Source organism: Roseococcus suduntuyensis, from assembly GCF_014196305.1.
GTDB classification, from domain to species: domain Bacteria; phylum Pseudomonadota; class Alphaproteobacteria; order Acetobacterales; family Acetobacteraceae; genus Roseococcus; species Roseococcus suduntuyensis.
Genome location: NZ_JACIDJ010000001.1, coordinates 662,350 through 683,767, shown reverse-complemented (window position 1 = coordinate 683,767; position 21,418 = coordinate 662,350). Strand labels below are relative to the sequence as shown.

Below are 21,418 nucleotides of genomic sequence, written 5' to 3'. Positions count from 1 at the left end.
CTCCGAGCGGCCGCCCAGCACGTCCGAAAGCGTGATCAACCAAGTTTGATCACGCTGTAGCCGGGTTCTCCGGCCAGTCATGCTTCGGGTAGCGGCCGCGCATGTCCTTGCGGACATCGGCCCAGCCCGAGGCCCAGAACCCCGCCAGATCGGCCGTGATGGCCACGGGCCGCCCGGCGGGGGAGAGCAGCGCCACCTGCAGCTTCACCCGGCCCCCCGCCAGCTGCGGCATGTCGCGCAGGCCGAACAGGTGCTGGGCGCGGGCTTCCAGGGTGGGCGTCTCGGCGGTGTAGTCCACCGCCGCACTCCGCCCGTTCGGCAGCGAGAGGCGCGCAGGCAAGGCGGCGTCCAGCTTTCGGCGCAAGTCACCGGGCAGCAGCGCCTGTGCCACATCCACCCCCTTCAACTCGCTCAGCTTCGACATGCCCGCGCAATATGGCGCCAGCCAGTCCCGCGCGGTGGCCACCAGCGCGGCCTCCGACACATCGGGCCAGGGCGCGCCTTCCAGCGCGTGCATCCGCGCGATCCGCGCGCGCAACTGCCGGCCCGATTCGCCCCAGTCCAGGTCGCGGAAGGCGCGTTCCGCCGCCGCGACCGCCAGGGCCTCCGCGATCACGGAAGGGTCCGCGCCGGGCAGGGGCGATTCCTCCAGCACCAGCGGGCCGAACATCAACCGCTTGCGGGCCAGCACGGCGCCGGCGCGCGCGTCGAAGCTGGCGCCTTCCACCGTGCGGAAGCGGTCGGGGAAGCGCGCCTCCAGCACGGCGCGGCTGACGGGCGCCGCCATGCGGATGCGCGCCTCGGTGCCTTTCAGTTCCAAATCCGCCACGGCCAGCAGGGTCTGCTTGGCCAGCGGGTCCGCCACAGACAAGCGCGCCCCCTGCCCTGAGGCCATGCGGAAGGCGCCATCCATGGTGCCGCGCTTCAGCGCGATCCGGTCGGGGAAGCCGGCGGCCAGCAGCGCGCCGGCATCGCCCTCGGGCGGTGTGTTGCCATGGACGCCCAGGCGCCGCCGGTGCAGGGCGGCGGTGCGACGGATGTTGCGCAAGGCGATGCCGTCCGCCTCCTCTCGCCCATGGCCGTGCAGGGCGTCCACGCGCAGGGTGATGTCGGCCGGTGGCTCCCGGCCCCGCAGCGGGTCGCGTTCCTCCAGCAGCGCGGCCAGGTCGGCGGCCAAGGCGGCCTCCCCCTCATCGGCCACGGCGCACATCATGCGGGCGAGGCGCGGATGCGTGCCCATGCGGGCCATGCGCTTGCCCGTCACCGTGATGCGCCCCTCGCCATCCAGCGCGTCCAGGCTGGTCAGCAGGGCGCGGGCGGCGGCCACCTGGCCCTCGGGCGGGGCGTCGAGGAAGGGCAGGTCGCGCGGCGCCACGCCCCAGGCGGCGCAATCCAGGACCAGGGAGGAAAGCTCCGCCTCCAGGATCTCAGGCCGGTCCTGCAAGGGCAGGCCGCGATGCAGCGCCTCGCTCCACAGGCGGATGGCCACCCCCGGCTCGGTGCGGCCCGCGCGGCCGGCGCGCTGCTCAGCGGCAGCACGGCTGATGCGCGCGGTGACCAGGCGCGTCAGCCCCGTCGCGCCATCCAGCCGCGGCGTGCGGCGGAAGCCGCCATCCACCACGATCCGCACGCCCGGCACGGTCAGCGAGGTTTCCGCAATGGAAGTGGCCAGCACCACCCGCCGACGTGGCCCCGGCGTCAGAGCGCGGTCCTGTTCGGCGGGCGGGAGTTCGCCGTGCAGCGGCAGCACATCGGCGTCCAGGCCCGAAAGCCGTTCGGCCGTGCGGCGGATTTCGCCCCAGCCGGGCAGGAAGGCCAGCACATCGCCCGGCTCGCGCGCCATGGCTGCGCGGATGGATTGCGCCATGGCCTCGGGCAGGTCGCGCGGGTCGGTCAGGTCGCGGCGGTGGTGTTCCACCCGCACCGGGAAGGCGCGGCCGGCGCTTTCCACCAGCGGGCCGCCCAGCAGGCCCGCGAAACCCTGCGCGTCCAGCGTCGCGGACATCGCTAACAACCGCAATTCCGGCCGCAGCCCGCGCTGGATGTCGAGGCACAGCGCGAGGCCGAGATCGGTGTCCAGATGCCGCTCATGCGCCTCGTCGAAGATGACGGCGGCCACGCCCTCCAGCCCCGGGTCGGATTGCAGGCGCCGCACCAGCAGGCCTTCCGTCACCACCTCGACCCGCGTGGCGGATGAGGTCGCGCGGTCCAGGCGCGTGGTGATGCCCACGGTCTGGCCCAGGCTTTCGCCCAGCATCTCCGACATGCGGCGGGCGGCGGCGCGGGCGGCGACGCGGCGGGGTTCCAGCACCAGGATCTTGCTGCCCTGCGCCCAGGGTTCCTCGCGCAGCACCAGGGGCACCAGTGTGGTCTTGCCCGCGCCGGGGGGCGCGACCAGCACCGCGCTCGACCCCTCGCGCAGCGCCTGGCGCAGGGCGGGCAGCGCCTCCTCGACGGGAAGGGTCACACCCAGCCTTCCGCGACCGCCTTGCCGATCATCGTGCCGCCCTCCACCAGCGCATGCCCGGCGCGGAGGTTTTCCGCGGTGATGGGGCCGAGATGGCGCGTCAGCGTGGTCCGCAGCGTGCCGGCATCCAGCAGGGCCGCCGCCTCGGTCAGCAGGCGGTGCTGGGCCTCCATGTCCGGCGTCTGGAACAGGCTGCGCGCGAACATCCCCTCCCAATGGAACCCGGCGGATTTGGCGCGCAGCAGGCTCATGTCCAGCGCGCTGCCCTCGTCGATGGCGCAGATCATCCCCTGCGGCGCCAGCAGCGCGCAGAGCACGGGCCAGTTCGCGGCCGTGTTGGTGGTGGAGAAGATGCGCGACACGCGCAGCTTCAGCGCCTTCACCTGCGCCGCCATGTCCTCGCGGTGATCAATGACGTGGTGCGCGCCGAGGTCCATGCACCAGTCCCGCGTCTCGGGGCGCGAGGCCGTGGTGATGACCGTCATGCCCGAAAGCTTCCGCGCGAGCTGGATGGCGATGGAACCGACGCCCCCCGCCCCGCCCACGATCAGCACCGCCTCGCCCGTCGGCGCGGGGTCGCGCGCGATGCGCAACCGGTCGAAGAGCCCCTCCCAGGCGGTGAGGGTGGTCAGCGGCATGGCGGCAGCCTCCGCGAAAGTCAGGCTGGACGGCATGCGGCCCACCACGCGCTCATCCACCAGCTGAAGCTCGGCGTTGCTGCCTGGGCGGTTGATGGCGCCGGCCCAGAAGACCTGGTCACCTGGCTGGAACAGCACGGCGTCAGGGCCCACGGCGCGCACCACGCCCGCGCCATCGAAGCCCAGGATGCGCGGGGTCCCCTTGGGGTCGGACTTGGCGCGCTGCTTCGCATCCACCGGATTGACCGACACAGCATGCACCTCGACCAGCACATCCCGGCCGGTGGGCGCCGCGGGGTCCGGCAAGTCCATCTCCTGCAAGGAGTTGGCGTCAGTCACGGGCAGGCAGTGGGTGTAGGCGATGGCCTTCATCGGGCGCTTCCCTTGTAACGTTTTGTGTCGAAGATCATGAACTGGCTGACATGTTCCGACCCCCACCCTATTCCCCCGCGAGACGAAACGGGAGACGGCCCCATGGACCTGAAACTGCTTTCCTTCGCCCGCCGCGCCGCGCTGTTCGGCGCGGCCGGCCTGGCCACCGCCACCGCGACCCCCGCCGCCGCACAGCAGGCCCAGCCGGCCCGCAGCGTGCCGCCCCAGCAAGGGCCCATGCCGCCCCGCTTCCACCGCATGAAGGTGGGCGATGTGGAGGTAACCACGCTGCTGGACGGCGCCATGCAGGGCCAGCCCGACGGCATCCAGCGCTTCTTCCCCGACAGCACGCCCGAGCAGATCGCCCCGCTGCGCGAACGCGCCTTCCGCAGCGAGACGGGCGGGCTGCACCAGCCGGTCGGCGCCTATCTGCTCAACACCGGCCGCAACCTGGCGCTGGTGGATTGCGGCGGGCATTCCAGCTTCATCCCCACCACGGGCCAGACGCTCGATGCGCTGCGCGCCGCCGGCTACAGCCCGGAGCAGGTGGACACGGTGCTGCTGACGCACATCCACCCGGAGCATGCGCTGGGCCTCAGCTATGACGGCACCACGCGCAACTTCCCCAATGCCGAGATCGTCGTCACGCAGGTGGACCACCAGTTCTGGACCGACCCCGGCATGGAAAGCCGCGTGCCCCAGGGGCAGCGCTTCATCCAGGCCGCACGCCGCGCCATCGCGCCCTATCCGAACCGCATCCGCACGGTCGAGATGCGCGCGGGCCTCGAAGTCATCCCCGGCGTGTTCATGGAGCCCGCACCCGGCCATACGCCCGGCCATGTCAGCTTTCGCCTGACCTCGCAAAACCAGACCATGCTGATCTGGGGCGACATCGCCCACCAGATGGTCATCCAGCTCGCGCGGCCGCGCTGGCGCGTGGGCGTGGACGTGGACGCCGATGCGGGGGTGGAAAGCCGCGTCCGCACGCTCGACATGCTGGCGAGTGAGGGCATCCTGATGGGCGGCGTGCATGTGCCCTGGCCCGGCTTCGGCCGCATCATCCGGGATGGCGAGGGCTATCTCTACGTGCCCCGCCCGGCGCAGTTCACCTGAACCCCCGATGCGCGCGCGGATTGACCCCGCGCGCGCGTCTCGGCAACAGGGTGGTGGAACCCTGGAGAGCCGCGCATGCCCGCCACCCATCGCCTGTCCGCCACGCCCGAGACCATCCGCTGGGGCACCTTCGACGCCAGCTACAAGCCGCTGGTCGAGGTGGAGAGCGGGGATCTCGTCATCCTCGAATGCGTCTCCGGCGGGCCGGAGGTGATGCCGGACCCGGCCTCGGGCCTGAAGGTGCCGGCGCACCTGGCCGCGATCCATGCCAGCAACCCGCCCCGCCTCGGGCCGCACATCCTGACCGGGCCGGTGGCCGTGAAGGGCGCCATGCCGGGCGACGTGCTGCGCGTGGACATCGAGAAGATCGAGCTGGGCTGCGACTGGGGCTTCTGCGGCTTCCGCCCCCTGGGCGGCACCCTGCCCGAGGACTTCCCCTACAAGCGCATGCTGCACATCCCGGTGGACCGCGAGAAGCGCACGGGCCATGTGCCGGTGGGCCCCGGAGTCACCTTGCCGCTCTCGCCCTTCTTCGGCGTGATGGGCGTGGCCCCCCCGGCCGAATGGGGCGCCATCTCCACCAAGGAGCCGCGGGCCCATGGCGGCAACCTCGACAACAAGGAGATCGGCGAGGGGGCCACGCTCTTCCTGCCCGTCCATGCCCCCGGCGCGCTGTTCAGCGCGGGCGATGGCCATGGCGTGCAGGGTGATGGCGAGGTGTGCATCAACGCCCTGGAAATGTGCCTGACAGGGCATTTCCGCCTGACGGTCGAAAAGGGCATGGACCTCAAATACCCCCGCGCCGAGACCGCCACCCACTTCATCTCCATGGGCATGCACGAGGATCTGGACGAAGCGATGAAGCGCGCGCTGCGCGAGATGATCGGCTTCATCACCAGCCGCACCAACCTCAGCGCGGCCGATGCCTACCAGTTCTGCTCGCTGGCGGTGGATTTCCACGTGACGCAGACCGTGAACGGCGAGAAGGGGGTTCATGGCCTGCTGAAGAAGGGCTTGCTGTTCTGAGGCGCTGACCGCCCCCGGCTGGCACAGGATTTGCTGCATTGCAGCATGACCCGCACTTGCGGGTCAGGTTCCTGTTTCATCTGGAGGTTTCATGCGCCGTCGTTCCCTGCTGGCCCTGCCCGGCCTGATTGCCACCCCCGCCCTGGCGCAGGGCGGGTGGCGCACCGCCTCGCCCGTCCGCTACGTCGTTCCCTTCCCGCCCGGCTCCAGCTTCGACACGGTCGGGCGCGCGGTGGCGGAGGGCGCGGCCTCCCTGCTCGGCCAGAATGTCGTGGTGGAAAACCGCCCCGGCGCGGGCACGCTGGTCGCCGTGCAGGCCGTGAAGGCCATGCCCGCCGATGGGCAGACGGTGCTGATGGTCGCCAACAGCTTCACCGTGAACCAGACGCTGCACCAGCCGCGCCCCTATGACGCCGAGGCGGATTTCGACCCGCTGGCCCTGCTGGTCTACACGCCGCATGTCCTGGTCTGTCACCCCTCCGTCGCGTCGGATTTCGCGGGCTTCCTGGCGAAGGCGCGGGCGCCGGGCCGTGGCCTCAGCTTCGGCACCAATGGCCAGGGCACCAGCCAGCACATGGGGCTGGAGCACCTGAAGATCCTGGCCGGGCTGAACGCCGAGCACGTGCCCTATCGCGGCGTGGCGCCCATGCTGGTGGATCTGCTGGCGGGGCGGGTGGACTACTCCATCGGCAACCTGCCGGACGTGCTGCCCGGGCTGCGCGACGGCCGCCTGGTCGCGCTGGGCATCGTCAATGCCACGCGCCACGCCATGCTGCCCGAGGTGCCCACCTGCGCGGAGCTGGGCTTCCCGCAGCTTCTCTCCGACACCTGGTATGGCGTGGTGATGCCCAAGGGCGCGGCGCCGGCGGTGCGCGAGGCGCTGTCCAACGCCTTCCTCACCTCCATCCGGCGGCAGGAGACGCAGGCGCGGCTGGGTGCCATCGGCATCGACGTGCTGGCGCAGGGGCCGGACGCGCTTCGGGACCGCATCCGCAGCGACACGGCCACCTATGCCCAGATCGTCCGCACCGCGAACCTGACCGCGGGCTGAGGCGAGACGGCCGGCGCCCGCCCAGGGCGCCGGCACCTTCGCGGGGTCAGGTCCCGATCACGCCGCCATCGTTCTTGGTGATGACGATGGTGGCCGAGCGGGGCAGCCGCCCCTCGCCATCGGGCCAGGCGCTGTTCACGCGGCCCGCGGCGAAGTCCGCCGCCGTGGTGGTGGCGCCGGGGTGCTGCACGTTCACGAACATGGTGCGGCGGTCCGGCGTGGTGACGACGCCCGTGATCTCCTGGCCGACAGGCCCGGTGAGGAAACGGCGGATTTCGCCCGTCACGGGGTTGGCGCAGAGCATGGCGTTGTTGCCGAAGGGCGCCAGCGCGCCCCGCAGCTGTTCGTTCTCGCCGATATCGGTCTGGATCCAGAGGCGACGGTCCGCGTCGAACCACAGCCCGTCCGGGCAGGCGAAGGTGTTGTCGGCGGTCAGCGCCGCGTCGCCGGCCACGCGGCTGTTGTCCTCGGGCCCCGCGATCACGAAGAGGTCCCAGGCGAAGCGGGTGGCGGCATGGTCGTCGCCCTCCTCGCGCCAGCGCACGATCTGGCCGAAGGCGTTGCGCGAGCGCGGGTTGGCGGCGTCCACCTGCGCCTCGGTGCGGCGGCTGTTGTTGGTCAGGGTGAAGTAGACGCGGCCATCCACCGGGTCCACCGCGCCCCATTCCGGGCGGTCCATCTTGGTGGCGCCCACCGTGTCGGCGGCCAGGCGCGTGTTCACCAGCACCTCGCCCTGGTCGGCGAAGCCGTTGGCGGCGGTCAGCGGGCCCTGGCCATGCACCAGCGGCAGCCATTCGCCGGTGCCGTCCGCGTTGAACTTCGCGGCGTAGAGGGTGCCCTCGTCGAGCAGCGCGCCACTCGCGCTGGCGGCCTGGAACGGCGCGCGGCTCACGAATTTGTAGATGTACTCGAAGGTGCTGTCGTCGCCCGAATAGGCCACCACCGGCCGGCCCTCGGCCACCGGGCCGAACACCACGCCCTCATGCGCGAAGCGGCCGAGCGCGGTGCGCTTCACCGGCGTGCTGGCGGGGTCGAAGGGGTTGATCTCCACCACCCAGCCGAAGCCGTTGGGCTCGTTGCGGTAATCGGCGGTGGCGTCGGCGCCCTGGATGGTGGCGTTGAAGCGCACGAATTCATCCGCCCCGCCACGCGCCTGGTCCCAGTTGTAGCGGGATTGCTGGACCGGCACGCCATAGCGCGCCTGCTCACGCGGGCGTTGTTCCGCCTGGACGCGGTTCACGAAATAGCCCGCCCAGTTCTCCTCGCAGGTAAGGTAGGTGTTCCAGGGCGTCACGCCATGCGCGCAGTTGTTGAGGGTGCCGCGGGTGCGGGTGCCGTCCGGGCTGTACTTGGTGCGCATCAACGCGTGGCCGCGCGCCGGGCCCGCGATCTCCATGGGCGTGCCGGCGGTGACGCGGCGGTTGCGCGAGTCGGCCACCACGTTCCAGGCACCATCGGCGCCGCGTGCGATACGCACGACCGAGACGCCATGGGCGTTGATCTCCTTCAACGCCTCGTCGGGGTTGCGGGCGCCATCCTCCAGCGGCATGCGGCCTGCGCCGAGGCTAAGGCCGGCGGCGCGGGCATGCATGAACCGCGGCTCCACATACTCGTGGTTCAGCACGAGCAGGCCTTCGGTGCTGCTGCCCTGGTCCGGCGCCCGGCCCTCGATGGGGAAGAAGTGCATGCCGTCATGGTGCGCGCCGATGGCGCGGCCCTGTTCCTCACCCGACATTTCGACCAGGGGTCGGCCGGTGCTGCCATCCAGCATCGTGCCCTGCGGGATCAGCACCTGCACGGAATAGCCAGGCGGAAGGGTGATGCGGTCCTGCACCGCGACGGGCACGGGTTGGAAGCCGATGCTGGGCTGCGGGCCGGTGGCGGTGGCTGAGGCCTCGGCCGAGCCGGCGGGCAGGAAACCCGTCATGAAGGCGGCCATGCCGCCCGCCATCCAGCCGCGGCGCGACACGCGCTGCGCCGCGATGTCAGCGAAGAAGGGGTTGGCGGAGCGGTTGGACAGCGGCTCGTCACCCGCTTCGATGTCAACAAGGGCGTCGTGCTGGGAGTGGATCATCGGGATGCCTCGTCCTGGCCTGGCGGCGGCAACGCGCCCCGCCTCGCGCCGTTGATCCATGCCCACCGTGACGGTTGGGCTGCGGGATCCGTGACGAATGCGTGATGATGTGTTTGCGGAAGGGGATGGCTTGGGTCACGGCGCGCCCTGGGGCAGGGTGGCGGCATGACCCATACCCTCATCGCCGATCTGGGGGGCACAAATGCCCGCTTCGCCCTGGCCGAGGACGGCCGGCATGGCCGCATCATGGCCCTGCGCGTGAAGGAACATGACGGCCCCGCCCCGGCCATCCGCCAGGCGCTGCAACGCCTCGGGCATGATGGCCCGCTCGCGCGGCTGGTCTGCGCGCTGGCGGCACCCATCGAAGCCGGGCCCATCCGCCTGACCAACGCGCCCTGGGTGCTCGACCGCGAGGCACTGCGCGAGGAACTCGGCATCGGCCAGGTGGAATTCCTGAACGACCTGGAAGCCACCGCCTGGTCCCTGCCTGCCCTCGTGGCGGATGACCTTCGCACCCTCCATGCGGGCGAGGCCGTGTCCGGCGCGCCGCTGCTGGTGGTGGCCCCGGGCACGGGGCTGGGCATGGCGGCGATGGCCGCCGGCCAGGCGCTGGCCACCGAGGCGGGGCACAGCGCCTTCGCCCCCGGCGATGCTGTGGAGGATGCGCTGCTGGCCCATTTGCGCGGCACCCATGGGCCGGTCTCGAACGAGGATCTGCTCTCCGGCAGCGGCCTGCCCCGCCTCTATGCCGCGCTGGCCGCGATGCGCGGCGGCACGCGCAGCCCGAAGAACGCCGCCACCATCGCCGACGCCGCCCGCGGCGGCGACATCCTGGCGCAGGAAGCGGTGGGGATGTTCTGGCGCGCGCTGGGTGGCTTCTGCGGCGATGCGGCACTGCTGCTGGGCGCGCGCGGCGGCGTCTATCTCGCCGGCGGTGCGGCGCAGAAGCTGTTCGACCTGCTGCCGGTGGAGGCCTTCCTGAACCGCTTCCGCGACAAGCCCAAGATGCAGGCCTATCTCTCCCGCATCCCGGTGCATGTCATCATCCATGACCAGCCCGCGCTGATGGGGCTGGCGCGGTACGTGGCGCGCCAGCCGTAAAGCAGCCCACAGGACCGAGCGCCGACAAGGCGCGCCCTCAGTCGTAGGTGACGATGTTCGCCGCCACCTCGCGGTCATAGCCACGGCTCGCGAGCAGGAGCTGGCGCGTATAGGCCTCGCGCGGTTCCTGGCGGCGCAGGGTAGCCACGTCCATCTCTTCCACGATGGCGCCGCGGTTCATCACCGCCAGCCGGTCGCACATATGCGCGATGACCGCGAGGTTGTGGGAGACCAGCAGCATGGTCAGGTTATGGGCCCGGCGCAGGCGCCGCAGCAGGTTCAGGATTTCCGCCTGCACCGAGACATCGAGCGCGGAGGTCGGCTCATCCAGCAGCAGCACCTTGGGCTCCAGCATCAAGGCGCGTGCAATGGCCACGCGCTGCCGCTGGCCACCCGAGAGCTGGTTGGGGTAGCGGAAGCGGAAGGCGGGGCCGAGGCCCACATCCGACAGCGCGCGCTCCACACGCGGCCCCACATCCCCGATGCCCTGGATTTCCAGCGGCTCGCTCAGCGCGCGGTCCACGGTGTGGCGGGGGTGCAGCGAGGAATAGGGGTCCTGGAACACCATCTGCACCAGGCGCGGCAGGCGGTCGTCGCGCTGGCCCACGGACACGCCGGCCACCGCGGCGTCGCCCGTCCAGTGCGGGTTCAGCCCCGCCAGCACGCGCAGCGCGGTGGACTTGCCGGAGCCGCTTTCGCCCACCAGGCCGAAGCTCTCGCCCTCGGCCACGGAGAAGTTCACGTCGCGCACCGCCCGCACCGCCTGCGCACCCTGCCCGAAGGTCACGTTGAGGTTCCGCACCTGGATCATGCGGTCAGTCCTTCAGCCAGGCGGGGTCGCGCTTGAGCGTGGGCAGCTCGGCGCGGTCGTCATCAATGCGGGGCAGGCTGTCCAGCAGGCCCTGGGTGTAGGGGTGGGTGGCCTGGCGCAGGTCGCGCGCGTGGCGTTCCTCCATCACCCGGCCGCCATACATCACCAGCACGCGGTCGCAGAAGGAGGAGACGAGGTCGAGGTCGTGGCTGATGAAGATCAGCCCCATGCCGCGCTTGGCCACCAGGTCGTCCAGGATGGCCAGCACCTGCATCTGCACCGTGACGTCGAGGGCGGAGGTGGGTTCGTCCGCGATCAGCAAGTCAGGTTCCGGCGCCAGCATCATCGCGATCATGATGCGCTGGCCCATGCCGCCCGAGACCTCGTGCGGGTAGAGGTTGAAGACGCGCTCCGGGTCGCGGATGCGGACGGCCTCCAGCATCTCCATCGCGCGGCGGCGGGCGCCGGCGCCCTTGTCGCGCACCGCCTCGGCGATCTGCTCGCCCACGCGCATCACGGGGTTCAGCGAGTATTTCGGGTCCTGCATGACCAGCGAGATGCGGCTGCCGCGCAGGGCCCGCATCTCGCGCGGGCTGGCGGTCAGCAGGTCGCGGCCGTCGAAGCTGAGGCGTTTGGCCTCCACCCGCGCGTGCGGCGGCAGCAGGCGCAGGATCGAACGGCCGGTGACCGACTTGCCGGAGCCGCTTTCGCCCACGATGCCCAGCCGTTCCCGCCCCAGGCTGAAGGACACGCCCCGCACCGCCCGGAACGGCCCGGTCGGCGTGGGGAAGGTGACGCGGAGATCCTCGACCTCCAGCAGCGGCGTGCTCATGACTTGCGCGGGTCCAGAACGTCGCGCAGCCCGTCGCCCAGCAGGTTGAAGGCGAGGCTGACCACGATGATGGCGATGCCGGGGATGGTGGCGACCCACCACTGGTCCAGCACATAGCGCCGCCCGGCCGAGATCATCGCGCCCCACTCCGCCATGGGCGGCTGCGCGCCGAGACCCAGGAAGCCCAGGCCGGCCGCGGTCAGGATGATCCCCGCCATGTCCAGCGTGACCCGCACCACCAGCGAGGCGATGCAGAGCGGCATGATGTAGGCCCAGAGAATGCGCGCCGTCCGCGCCCCCTGCATCCGCGCCACGGCGATGTAGTCGCTGTTGCGGATGGTGATGGTCTCGGCACGGGCGATGCGCGCATAGGGCGGCCAGGCGGTCAGCGCGATGGCGATGATGGCGTTCTCGATGCCCGGCCCGAGCGCGGCCACGAAGGCCAGCGCCAGGATCAGGCTGGGGAAGGCCAGGAACACGTCGGTGAGGCGCATCAGCACCGCATCCACCCAGCCGCCGAGATAACCGGCCGCCGTGCCCACCAGCAGGCCGATGGGGGCCGCGATGGCCGCCACCAGCACCACGATCATCAGCGTGATGCGCGCGCCATAGACCAGGCGCGAGAAGGTGTCGCGCCCGAACTCGTCGGTGCCGAGCCAGTTGCCCGGCGTGCCCGGCGGCAGCAGGCGCCGCGACAGGTCCTGGGCGTAGGGGTCATGCGTCGCGATCCAGGGCGCGAAGGCGGCCACGACGATCAGCAGCAGCACGATCAACAGGCCAAGCACCGCCAGCTTGTTCCGCTTGAACTGCAGCCAGCCGCGATAGAACTGCCCCAGCCGCGCCTGATTGCGCGAGGCGGGGGTGTCGGTGAGAAGTTGCGCGCGCCAGTTGCTCGTCGCGCCGGAGGTGCGCGGATTATTCATCGGGCCCTCGGGTCCATGAGTTTGTAGAGCGCATCGGACAGCAGGTTCAGTCCCACGAAGACGGCGCCCACCACCAGCGTGCCGCCCAGCACCGCGTTCATGTCGGCCGCCAGCAGCGCGGTGGTGAGGTAGCGGCCGAGGCCCGGCCAGGCGAAGACCGTCTCGGTCAGCACCGCGCCTTCCAGCAGCCGCGCATAGGACAGCGCGATCACGGTGATGAGCTGGACTGAGATGTTCTTCAGCGCGTGCACCCAGATGATGCGCGCCTCGGACAGCCCCTTGGCCCGCGCCGTGATGACATATTCCTGGCTGAGCTGGTCCAGCATGAAGGACCGCGTCATGCGCGCGATATAGGCGATGGAGAAATAGCCCAGCACCGCCGCCGGCAGCACCACATGGCTGACGGCGTTCCAGAACACCTCCCACTCGCCCGCGATGGCCGCGTCAATCAGGATCACGCCCGTGATGGGCGTCACGATGTCCTCGAAGAACACACCAAGCCGCCCCGGCCCCGCGACCCAGCCCAGGATGCCGTAGAACACCAGCAGCCCCATGATGCCCAGCCAGAAGATGGGCACGGAATAGCCCACCAGGCCGATCACGCGCACCAGCTGGTCCGGCCAGCGGTCCTGGTACACCGCGCCCGCGATGCCCATGGGCACGCCCAGCACCACGCCGATGATGGTGGCGATGGTGGCCAGCTCCAGCGTGGCCGGGAACACGCGGGCGATGTCGTCCAGCACCGGCCGGTTGGTCACCAGCGAGGTGCCGAAATCCCCCACCGCCATCTTCTGGACGTAGAGCCAGAATTGCATCCACAGCGGCTGGTCGAGGCCCAGCTCCGCGCGCACCGCCTCATAGACGTCGCGCGGTGCCTGGTCCCCCACCACGGCCAGCACCGGATCAATGGGCACGACCCGGCCGATGAAGAAGGTGACGGCCAGCAGGCCCAGCAGCGTCAGCGCCACCTGGAGGACGAATTCGCCCCCCCGGCGGGCGCCTCGCAGCGCGCCGGCCCCGCCCATGGAGGCACTCATGGAATCAGCCCTTGTTCGCGAGCCAGTAGATGGCCGACAGCCCCGGCGAGCTCGCCATGTAGCCGCGCAGGTTGGAACGGTGCGCCACCTGCACCTGCTGCTGCGCGAAGATCGCGAAGGGGGAGGTGTTCATGAACTCCTCCTGGATCTGGCGGTAGATGGCGGCGCGGGCGTTCTGGTCGCGCTCGGTCATCGCGGATTCGGTGCGCCGGGTCAGCTCGGGAATGTCCCAGCCATTGCGCCAGGTGAGCTTGCCCGGGTTGTCCGTGCCCGGCGGGTTGCTGCTGAAGCTGTCCGCATTGTAGTGCGGGTCCGGATAGCCCAGGCCCCAGATGCCGATGAAGAGCTGGTGGTTCCGCGCGCGGAACTTGGCCAGCACCTGGGCGCCCGTGGCCGGCAGCACCTCCAGCCGCACGCCGCCGCGGGCCATGCTGGCCTGGAGCGTCTGCGCCACGTCCAGCGAGGGGAAGCTGTTCGCCGTATCAATGGTCAGCGCGATGCCGTTGGCGTGCCCGGCCTCGGCCAGCAGGCGGCGCGCGCGGTCGGGGTCATAGGTGTAGGGCCGCGTGTCCACGGCGCCCAGGATGGCGCGGGGGATGAAGCTCTGGTGCGGGAAGACCTGGCCCGGCAGCAGGTTGTTCGCGATCCCGTCATAGTCCACGAGATACTTCAGCGCCTCGACCACCTTCGGGTTCTGCAGCAGCGGGAAGGTCAGGTTGGCGCTGAAATACTGGATGGTGCCGCGGGGGAATTCCGCGAGGCTGATGTTGGGCCGGCCGCGCAGCGCGGTGATGTCGGTCGGCGTCAGGTTGCGCGCCACGTCCACGTCGCCGCGCTCCAGCAGCAGGCGCTGCGTCGCGGCCTCGGGCACATGGCGGACAATGACGCGCTGCAGGTTGGCGCGGCCACGCCACCACTGGTCGTTGCGCTCCAGCGTGTAGCTTTCATTGGGCTGGTAGCGCACCAGGCGATAGGCGCCCGACGCCGCGGAGTTGCGGTTCAGCCAGGCATTGCCCATGTCGTCGCCGGCATTCTGCTGCACCAGACGGCTGTCCAGCACCGAGGCGATGTTGGCCGTGAACAGGTTCTGGATCAGCGTGGGCGCATAGGCCTGGTTGAAGGTGACCTGGACCTCGAAATCGCCGGTCTGGCGGACGTTCTGCTCCACATTGTCGCGCGTGAGACCCACGCTGCGGAACATGAAGGCGGGCGTGCGGTTGATCATCAGCGGGCGGCGCAGCGAATAGACCACGTCGGCCGCCGTCAGCGCGTTGCCCGAATGGAAGCGCACGCCCTGGCGGATGCGGAAGGTGTAGGTCTTGCCGTCCTCGCTGACGGTGAAGCTCTCGGCGATGCCGGGCTGCAGCTCGGCGGTGTCCTTGGTCGGGTCCAGGACGAAGAGCTGGTCATAGACGTTCTTCAGCAGGTCGCTGCCCGTCACCTCGAAGGAGTGGTGCGGGTCCAGCGCCACCAGATCGTCGATCTGGGCCGCGATCACCAGCGCGGTGCGCGGCGTCTGGGCCTGCGCCTCCCGCGCGCCGGGCAGGGCGGCGGCGGCCAGGGCGGCGCCACCGCCAGTGAGAAGGGCGCGCTTGGGAAGGCTCGGCATCATGGGCTCGCGTCCGTCATGGAGGGATGTCCATGACAATCCGCATAACTTGCCCCCCAGCGTCAAGCGTCGCCGTCGGCCCCCATTGCCGGCACGCCTTCCAGGGCGTGGCTGCCGGCGCGGTAGCGGTGGGTGGAGGCGCCAAAAGCCACCAGCGTGCCCCCCTCGTCCCGCACCTCGCCGCGGGCGAAGAAGACGTTGCGCCCGGCCGTGACCAGCCGCCCCTCCGCGATCAGTGGCACGCCCAGTCGCCCCTGCCCGGTGAAGCGCGTGTCGAGGTCGAGCGTCACGGCATGGCGCTTGCGCCCCGGGGCGGGGCAGAACAGGCCGGCGAAGGCATTGGCCTGGTCCAGCAGGGCCAGCATCACCCCGCCATGCACGATGCCGGAGCGGTTGCCGTGCATGGGGCCGGGGATGCAGCGCAGCCGCGCCAGCCCCTCCTCCCAGAGGATGATCTCGATGCCGAGCAGGTCATGGAAGGGGGAATGCGCCTGGGCGCGGAAATGTTCGGGCAGGTCCATGGCCGGAAGGGGAGGGGCGGCCCGCCCTTCCGTCAAGTGATGGTCAGTTCCTGAAGGGCGGCATCCATTTCCGCGAAGCTGGGCATGTGTTGGGTGGGAGCGACCTTGCGGCCCGTCTCCACCGAGACCTGCGGGGCATTGCCGTGCAGGTGGGCGACGATGACGGCGCGGATCACCTCGTAATAGTAGGACTCCTCTTCGACCACGCCCTTCAGCCGCGAGGCCATGGGGCCGGTCAGGCCATAGGCCAGCAGCACGCCCAGGAAGGTGCCGACCAGCGCGCCGCCGATCATCTTGCCGAGCACCGCGGGGGGCTGGTCGATGGAGGCCATGGTCTTGATGACGCCCAGCACGGCCGCGACGATCCCCAGCGCCGGGAAGGCATCGGCCACGCTCTGGAGCGCGTGGGAGGAGTGCAGTTCCTCCTCTTTGATCTTCTTGAGCTCCCGCGACATGGTGTCCTCGATCTGGTGCGGGTCATCGGCATTCATGCCCACCATGCGGAGGTAGTCGCAGATCAGATCGGTGGCGTGGTGATCGGCCAGGATGCGCGGAAACTTGGCGAAAGCGGCGCTTTCGCTTGGCTTCTCGATATGCGGCTCCAGCGCCATCGCGCCCTTGGTCTGGGCCAGCCGCACGAAGAAGTAGAGAAGCGAAAGCAGGTCCGTGTAGTCCTGCTTCTTGAACTTGCCGCCCTTGATGATCTTCCCGATGCCACCCAGCGTGTGCTTCACGTCGTGCATCGAGTTGGCCATCAGGAAGGAACCGACGGCGGCGCCGCCGATCATCATCATCTCGAAGGGCAGCGCCTTGATGATGATGTCGAACTTCCCGCCGGCGATCAGATATCCGCCGAACACCATGATGAGCAGGAAGATGAAGCCACCGATCGTGGTCATCGCGGCATCTCCGCCTGGCGCAGGAGGGTGACGGACACGCGACGGTTGCCCGCCGCACGGGGATCCTCGGGGAGGAGGGGCTCGCGGTCGGCCATGCCGATCACGCCGCGCAGCCGCGCCTCGGCCACGCCGCCCTCCATCAACAGGCGGCGGGTGGCGTTGGCGCGGTCCGCGGAAAGGTCCCAGTTGGTGCGGGTGCCGCCGCGGAAGGGCGTGCTGTCGGTATGGCCCGTCACGGTCAGCGGGTTGGGCAGGGCCGCCACCGCTTCCGCCACGGCCCGGATGGCGCGGCGCGTGCGGTCATTGGGCGTGGCGCCGCCGGTGCCGAACATGGGCGTGCCGTCGCTCTCCAGCATCTGGATTCGCAGCCCCTCGGGCACGATCTCGACCAGCATCTGCCGGGCCAGTTCCGCCAGCGCCGGGTCGGCGGTGAAGGCGGCGCGCAGGGCGTCGGCGGCTTCCTCCAGCGACACCTGCTCGGCCTCCACGGCGGCGATCTGACGTTCGCGCGCGGCGGCGGCGGCCTCGCCCATCGCGCCATCGGTGCCGGGCGTGCCCAGTTCGGTGATGGGGCCGGCGCCCGGTTCGGCCGTTCCCTCGATGCTGCCAGCCTCGCCCTCCGCCACGCGGCGCGGGGGCGCGCTGTTCTCCTCGCCGGGCGGGGCGTTGGGGTTGGACTGGTCGGCGATGGGCGGGATGACTTCCTCCTGGTCCTCATCGGCATCGGACTGGGTGGGGCGGGGCCCGCGCTCGATCCGGACCGAGCCCGTATCGGCCGTCATCTGTCCGACGCTGTGCGGTGTCATGCCGCCGAAGGGCATGCCGATGCCCGATTGGCCGGTTGCCAGGGCATTGGATGGGTTGAAGAAATCCGCCAGGCCGCGGCGCTGTTCCTCGGTGGTCGCGTTCAGCAGCCACATCAGCAGGAAGAAGGCCATCATGGCGGTCACGAAATCGGCGTAGGCGACCTTCCAGGCGCCGCCATGATGCCCATGGCCGCCTTCCTCGATCTTCTTGATGACGATCGTGCCGCCCTTGTCCTTGCCGCGCTTGGCCAAGATGATCCCCGTCCGCGGCCTTCTGCCGCGCGGGCATCCTGCCGCCGGCCGGTTAAGGGGCCGTGAATCCCGGGCCCAGCAGCGCCAGCAGCTTGCGCATGGCGCTCGGCATGTGGCGGAGGGCTTCCTCCAGCGGCAGGGCCTCCGCGCCCTCGGGCAGGCGGGGCGTGCGGGCGGCCCAGAGCGTCATGGTCAGGTCGCGATGGGTGAAGCCATGGCGCGCCTCGCCCGGCAGGGGGCGCCAGTTCACCCCGGCCAGGGGGGCGTGGGGCGAGGCCTCCTCGGCGGTCCAGGGTTGCGCGCGCCAGGGGGTGCCGGGCAGGGCCAGCATGCCGCCCAGCAGGCCGCTTTCCGGCCGGCGTTGCAGCAGCAGGCGGCCTTGCCCGTCCAGCAGCGCGAAATGCACCCCATGAAGTTGCGTCCGCGCGGCTTTCGGCGCCTTGCGCGGCAGGCTGGGTGCGAGGCCCAGCGCGAAGCCCCGGCAGGCCTCGCGCCAAGGGCAGAGCGCGCAGGCGGGGTTGCGGGGGGTGCAGATGGTGGCGCCCAGGTCGAACAGCGCCTGGGCGAAGTCGCCCGGCCTGGCGCGCATGGCGGGTTGGGTGGTGAAAAGCTGGCCCAGCCGCGCCAGCTCCGCCCGCGCGCCCGGCAGCGGCGCCTCCACCGCGTGCAGCCGGGCCACAACGCGTTCCACATTGCCATCCATCGGCACCACCGGCGCGCCCAGCGCGATGGCGCCGATGGCCGCCGCCGTATAGGGGCCGATGCCCGGCAGGGCGCGCCAGCCCTCCACCGTTGCGGGTATTGCGCCGGCCATGATGGCGCGCGCCGCCGCGTGCAGGTTGCGCGCGCGGGCATAGTAGCCAAGGCCCGCCCATTCCTCGGCCAGCTCCGCCCATTCGGCGGCCGCCAGCGCCGCCACATCGGGGAAGCGCGCCAGGAAACGCGCATAACGTGGCCCGACCGCCGCCACCGTCGTCTGTTGCAGCATGACCTCGCTGATCCAGATGCGGTATGGGTCGGCCGTGCCGCGCCAGGGCAGGCGGCGGGCGCCACGGTCATACCAATCCAGCAGGTCCTGGGCGGAGGCTTTCATCATGACGAAGAAGGAAGGGGCGCCGGCGCCGCTGTCCAGCCCGGCGCCCGCATATCGCGGCCCGCATGAGCTGGGCGCGCTGATCCCGCGCCTGGCCCGCCCGGCCTTCCGCCGCCGCAGCGCCGCCGCGGCCCAGATCATCGCCGACTGGCCCGCCATCATGGGGCCCGAGCTGGCCGCGATGGCCGAGCCGGTGAAGCTCTCGGCCGGCACGCTGACGCTCGCCTGCACCGGGCCGGCGGCCATGGAACTCAGCCTTCTGGGGCCGGTGGTGATGGACCGGGTGAACGCCCATCTGGGCCGGGTGGCCGTCAGCCGCCTGTCCTTCCGCCAGCGCGCCCCGCGCGCCCTGCCCGCCCGCAAACCCGCGCCCCCGCCCGCCGAACTGCCCCAGGGCACCGTCGCGCGGCTCGACACCCTGCCGGAGGGCGAGTTGCGCGCCGCGCTGGAGCGCATGGCACAGGGCGTCTTCGCCAAAGGGTGACGGGGCGCCGTCGCCGAGCACAGGTCAGGCGGGAGGCCCCGCCCACCTAGCCCGCAGCAGGCGCCATGGCCGGCCGTCAATGGCGGTGAGGCCGAGGCCAATCAGCGCCATGCCCGCGACATGCGGCCCCTCCAGGCGCTCGCCCAGGAAGAGGAAGCCAAGAAGAATCGCGCTGACAGGAATGAGGAACGTCACCAGGGAAATACCGGTAGCCCCCGCCACCGCCAGCACACGGAAGAAGATGACGTAGGCGAGCGCCGTGCTGGCAAGGGCGAGCGCCAGGAGCGCCATCCAGGTGGCCCCACCCGGGGGCGGCAGCGTCCAGGGCGCATCCACCAGGAGGATGACCGGCAGGGCCAGCAGCGCGCTGGCCGAAAGCTGGCCGCAGGCCGACACAAGCGGATCCAGGCCCAAAGCGCGGAAACGGCGCCCCCAGACGCCGGCGAAGGCATAGGAGAGCGCGGCACCAAGCACCGCCAGCTCACCCCACGCAGCGCCATCCCGGCCGAGTGATCCGATCGCCCCGGGCCCTATCATCACGGCGACGCCGCCGATGCCGAGCAGCACCCCCGCGAGGCGCCCCCCGCTGGCCTTCTCCTCGCGCGTCAGGAGATGGGCGACGATGACGGTGAACAGCGGGGTGGTGGCGTTGAGGATGGAGGCGACGCCGCTGGCGATGCGCGTCTGCCCCCAGAAGATGAGCGCGAAGGGGATGAGGTTGTTCAGCACCCCCATGACGGCGAAGGCGAGCAGCGCCTCCCGGGTGATGGGCATGCGCCGCCCGGACAGAAGCACCACGACATGCAGCGCGAGCGCGGCCAGGGCGACGCGGCCGAGGACGAGGGTGAGCGGCGGCAGCTCGGCGACCGCGATCTTGGCGAAGAAGAACGACCCGCCCCAGAGAATGGAGAGGCCAAGGAGCATGGCCCACTCCACAGGGCCCATCGCTTTTGCGTTCACATCGCGCATGGGCTGTGGGATAGCGTCGCGCCGTGCCCTCCCGCTCGCCGGAACCGGACTCCGTCCTCCCCCTCGATGACGCCGAATGCGAGCGCGCGTGGCTGGCGCGCGACCCGGCCTATGACGGGCGGTTCTTCATCCTGGTGCGCACGACCGGCGTGTATTGTCGGCCCGTCTGCCCGGTGCGCCTGCCTCTGCGAAAGAATGTGCGCTTCGCGGCCTCCGCGGCGGCGGCCGAGGCCGCGGGTTACCGCCCCTGCCTCCGCTGCCGCCCGGAGACGGCGCCCTTCGGCCCGGCCTGGAATGGTTCGGCCACGACGGTCGCGCGTGCCCTGCGGCTGATCGAGGAGGGGGCGCTGGATGGCGAGGGCGCGACGGTGGGGGCGCTGGCCGCGCGCCTCGGCGTCGGCGCGCGGCATCTGGCCCGGCTGTTCGCGCGTCATGTCGGTGCCTCGCCGGCGCAGGCCGCCCGCACGGCCCGCCTCCGGCGCGCGCAGCGATTGCTCGACACGACGACGTTGCCCATGACGGACATCGCGGCGCAGGCGGGGTTCGGCAGCCTGCGCCGCTTCAACGCCGCCTTCGCGGCCGCCTACCGCCGGCCGCCCAGTGCCGTCCGGCTGCGAGGTCCGGTCGTCACGGGTTAATGTCACAATCTGTCTCACACCACGCCGACGCTTTGTGCCCAGGCGCGGCGGCGGGTAAACTCCGCCCAAAGCATCAGGAGACCTGGTTCCATGCGGATTTCGCGTCGTCATCTGGGCGTGCTGGGCGGCGGCGTCCTTGCCACGCCGGCTTTCGCCCAAACCCCCGCCCCCACCGACCCGCGCCTCGCGGAACGGAGCACGGGCCAGGCCAACGCCCCCGTGGTGGTGCAGGAATTCTTCTCCCTCACCTGCGGGCATTGCGCCAATTTCCACAATGACATCTGGCCCCAAGTGCGCCGCCAGCTGGTCGAGACGGGGCAGATCCGCATGGTGTGGCGGGACTTCCCCCTGGACGGCATCGCGCTGCTCGCTTCCGCCGTGGCGCGCGCCATGCCGGCCGACCGCTACGAGGCCTTCCTGACCGCCCTGTTCCAGACCCAGGCGCGCTGGGCCTTCGCCCAGGGCCGCCAGGCGGAGGAGCTGGCGCGCATCGCGGCCCTGGCCGGCATGGACCGCGAGGCCTTCAATGCCGTCGCCACCGACCAGGAATTCCATCGCGGCATCCTGTCCCAGCGCCTGGCGGCGGAGCAGCAATACCAGATCCGCGCCACGCCCAGCTTCACCTTCAACGGGCGGCTGCACACGGGCGGACTGTCCTTCGCGGAGTTCGAACGGCAGGTCCGCAGCGCCCCGCGCACGTGA

At 70.9% G+C, this 21,418-nt stretch carries 20 protein-coding genes; 7 read left to right on the top strand and 13 right to left on the bottom strand.

Going from position 1 to position 21,418, the window contains the following annotated elements; all coding sequences use genetic code 11:
• Positions 1–49: 49 nt before the first annotated feature.
• Both hrpB and GGQ83_RS03185 read right to left on the bottom strand, forming a co-directional pair.
• Entirely contained in the window at positions 50–2,467 is a 2,418-nt protein-coding gene (gene hrpB / locus GGQ83_RS03190; protein ID WP_375781501.1) for an ATP-dependent helicase HrpB, read from the bottom strand.
• Positions 2,464–3,477, bottom strand: a complete 1,014-nt coding sequence (locus tag GGQ83_RS03185) for a zinc-binding alcohol dehydrogenase family protein (protein ID WP_184382138.1) — start codon at positions 3,475–3,477, stop codon at positions 2,464–2,466. Before GGQ83_RS03185 ends, hrpB begins: the two co-directional genes overlap by 4 nt.
• A gap of 102 nt (positions 3,478–3,579) precedes the next feature.
• Between GGQ83_RS03185 and GGQ83_RS03180 the strand changes: the two genes are divergently transcribed.
• From GGQ83_RS03180 to GGQ83_RS03170, 3 genes are all read left to right on the top strand, one after another.
• Entirely contained in the window at positions 3,580–4,590 is a 1,011-nt protein-coding gene (locus tag GGQ83_RS03180; protein ID WP_184382137.1) for an MBL fold metallo-hydrolase, read from the top strand.
• A 75-nt stretch (positions 4,591–4,665) separates the two neighbouring features.
• Positions 4,666–5,616 carry an acetamidase/formamidase family protein gene (locus tag GGQ83_RS03175; protein ID WP_184382136.1) on the top strand — a complete coding sequence of 317 codons (951 nt, stop codon included), beginning with the start codon at positions 4,666–4,668 and terminating at the stop codon, positions 5,614–5,616.
• A gap of 91 nt (positions 5,617–5,707) precedes the next feature.
• Positions 5,708–6,667 carry a Bug family tripartite tricarboxylate transporter substrate binding protein gene (locus tag GGQ83_RS03170; protein WP_184382135.1) on the top strand — a complete coding sequence of 320 codons (960 nt, stop codon included), beginning with the start codon at positions 5,708–5,710 and terminating at the stop codon, positions 6,665–6,667.
• Between the two features lie 46 nt (positions 6,668–6,713).
• Here GGQ83_RS03170 and GGQ83_RS03165 read toward each other — a convergent pair whose 3' ends face one another.
• A complete protein-coding gene (locus tag GGQ83_RS03165; protein ID WP_184382134.1) occupies positions 6,714–8,741 on the bottom strand; it encodes a PhoX family protein in 2,028 nt (675 codons plus the stop codon).
• 165 nt (positions 8,742–8,906) lie between these two features.
• Here GGQ83_RS03165 and GGQ83_RS03160 point away from each other — a divergent pair, with 165 nt between their 5' ends.
• Positions 8,907–9,842: a glucokinase gene (locus GGQ83_RS03160; RefSeq protein ID WP_184382133.1), complete on the top strand. Its 936-nt coding sequence runs from the start codon at positions 8,907–8,909 to the stop codon at positions 9,840–9,842.
• A 37-nt stretch (positions 9,843–9,879) separates the two neighbouring features.
• Here GGQ83_RS03160 and GGQ83_RS03155 read toward each other — a convergent pair whose 3' ends face one another.
• From GGQ83_RS03155 to GGQ83_RS03115, 9 genes are read right to left on the bottom strand one after another with little or no spacing between them, the layout of a single operon-like run.
• On the bottom strand, positions 9,880–10,653 hold the full coding sequence (locus tag GGQ83_RS03155) for an ABC transporter ATP-binding protein (RefSeq protein ID WP_184382132.1): 774 nt from the start codon (positions 10,651–10,653) through the stop codon (positions 9,880–9,882).
• A gap of 4 nt (positions 10,654–10,657) precedes the next feature.
• On the bottom strand, positions 10,658–11,485 hold the full coding sequence (locus GGQ83_RS03150) for an ABC transporter ATP-binding protein (protein WP_184382131.1): 828 nt from the start codon (positions 11,483–11,485) through the stop codon (positions 10,658–10,660).
• Positions 11,482–12,408, bottom strand: coding sequence for an ABC transporter permease (locus GGQ83_RS03145; RefSeq protein WP_184382130.1), 927 nt, complete (start codon positions 12,406–12,408; stop codon positions 11,482–11,484). The genes GGQ83_RS03150 and GGQ83_RS03145 overlap by 4 nt, the downstream gene beginning before the upstream one ends.
• Complete coding sequence (locus tag GGQ83_RS03140; RefSeq protein WP_184382129.1) at positions 12,405–13,445, bottom strand: ABC transporter permease; 1,041 nt, start codon at positions 13,443–13,445, stop codon at positions 12,405–12,407. The genes GGQ83_RS03145 and GGQ83_RS03140 overlap by 4 nt, the downstream gene beginning before the upstream one ends.
• A gap of 4 nt (positions 13,446–13,449) precedes the next feature.
• Entirely contained in the window at positions 13,450–15,057 is a 1,608-nt protein-coding gene (locus GGQ83_RS03135) for an ABC transporter substrate-binding protein (RefSeq protein ID WP_184382128.1), read from the bottom strand.
• Between the two features lie 59 nt (positions 15,058–15,116).
• Positions 15,117–15,575 (bottom strand): PaaI family thioesterase, encoded by a 459-nt coding sequence (locus GGQ83_RS03130; RefSeq protein WP_184382127.1) that lies wholly within the window; start codon positions 15,573–15,575, stop codon positions 15,117–15,119.
• A 32-nt stretch (positions 15,576–15,607) separates the two neighbouring features.
• Entirely contained in the window at positions 15,608–16,474 is an 867-nt protein-coding gene (gene motA / locus GGQ83_RS03125) for a flagellar motor stator protein MotA (RefSeq protein WP_184382126.1), read from the bottom strand.
• A complete protein-coding gene (locus tag GGQ83_RS03120) occupies positions 16,471–17,532 on the bottom strand; it encodes a flagellar motor protein MotB (protein WP_207017891.1) in 1,062 nt (353 codons plus the stop codon). Before GGQ83_RS03120 ends, motA begins: the two co-directional genes overlap by 4 nt.
• Positions 17,533–17,584: 52 nt before the next feature.
• Positions 17,585–18,625, bottom strand: coding sequence for an A/G-specific adenine glycosylase (locus tag GGQ83_RS03115; RefSeq protein ID WP_184382927.1), 1,041 nt, complete (start codon positions 18,623–18,625; stop codon positions 17,585–17,587).
• Between the two features lies 1 nt (position 18,626).
• Here GGQ83_RS03115 and GGQ83_RS03110 point away from each other — a divergent pair, with 1 nt between their 5' ends.
• A complete protein-coding gene (locus GGQ83_RS03110) occupies positions 18,627–19,109 on the top strand; it encodes a DUF721 domain-containing protein (RefSeq protein WP_242534844.1) in 483 nt (160 codons plus the stop codon).
• 24 nt (positions 19,110–19,133) lie between these two features.
• On the opposite strand, the gene GGQ83_RS03105 is transcribed toward GGQ83_RS03110, so the two are convergent.
• A complete protein-coding gene (locus tag GGQ83_RS03105) occupies positions 19,134–20,033 on the bottom strand; it encodes a DMT family transporter (RefSeq protein WP_242534843.1) in 900 nt (299 codons plus the stop codon).
• 68 nt (positions 20,034–20,101) lie between these two features.
• On the opposite strand from GGQ83_RS03105, the gene GGQ83_RS20265 reads away from it, so the two are divergent.
• Together GGQ83_RS20265 and GGQ83_RS03095 are read left to right on the top strand one after the other, a co-directional pair.
• Complete coding sequence (locus GGQ83_RS20265; RefSeq protein ID WP_184382124.1) at positions 20,102–20,716, top strand: Ada metal-binding domain-containing protein; 615 nt, start codon at positions 20,102–20,104, stop codon at positions 20,714–20,716.
• 90 nt (positions 20,717–20,806) lie between these two features.
• The gene (locus GGQ83_RS03095) at positions 20,807–21,418 is read left to right on the top strand and encodes a DsbA family protein (RefSeq protein ID WP_184382123.1); all 612 of its coding nucleotides are present in this window, start codon (positions 20,807–20,809) and stop codon (positions 21,416–21,418) included.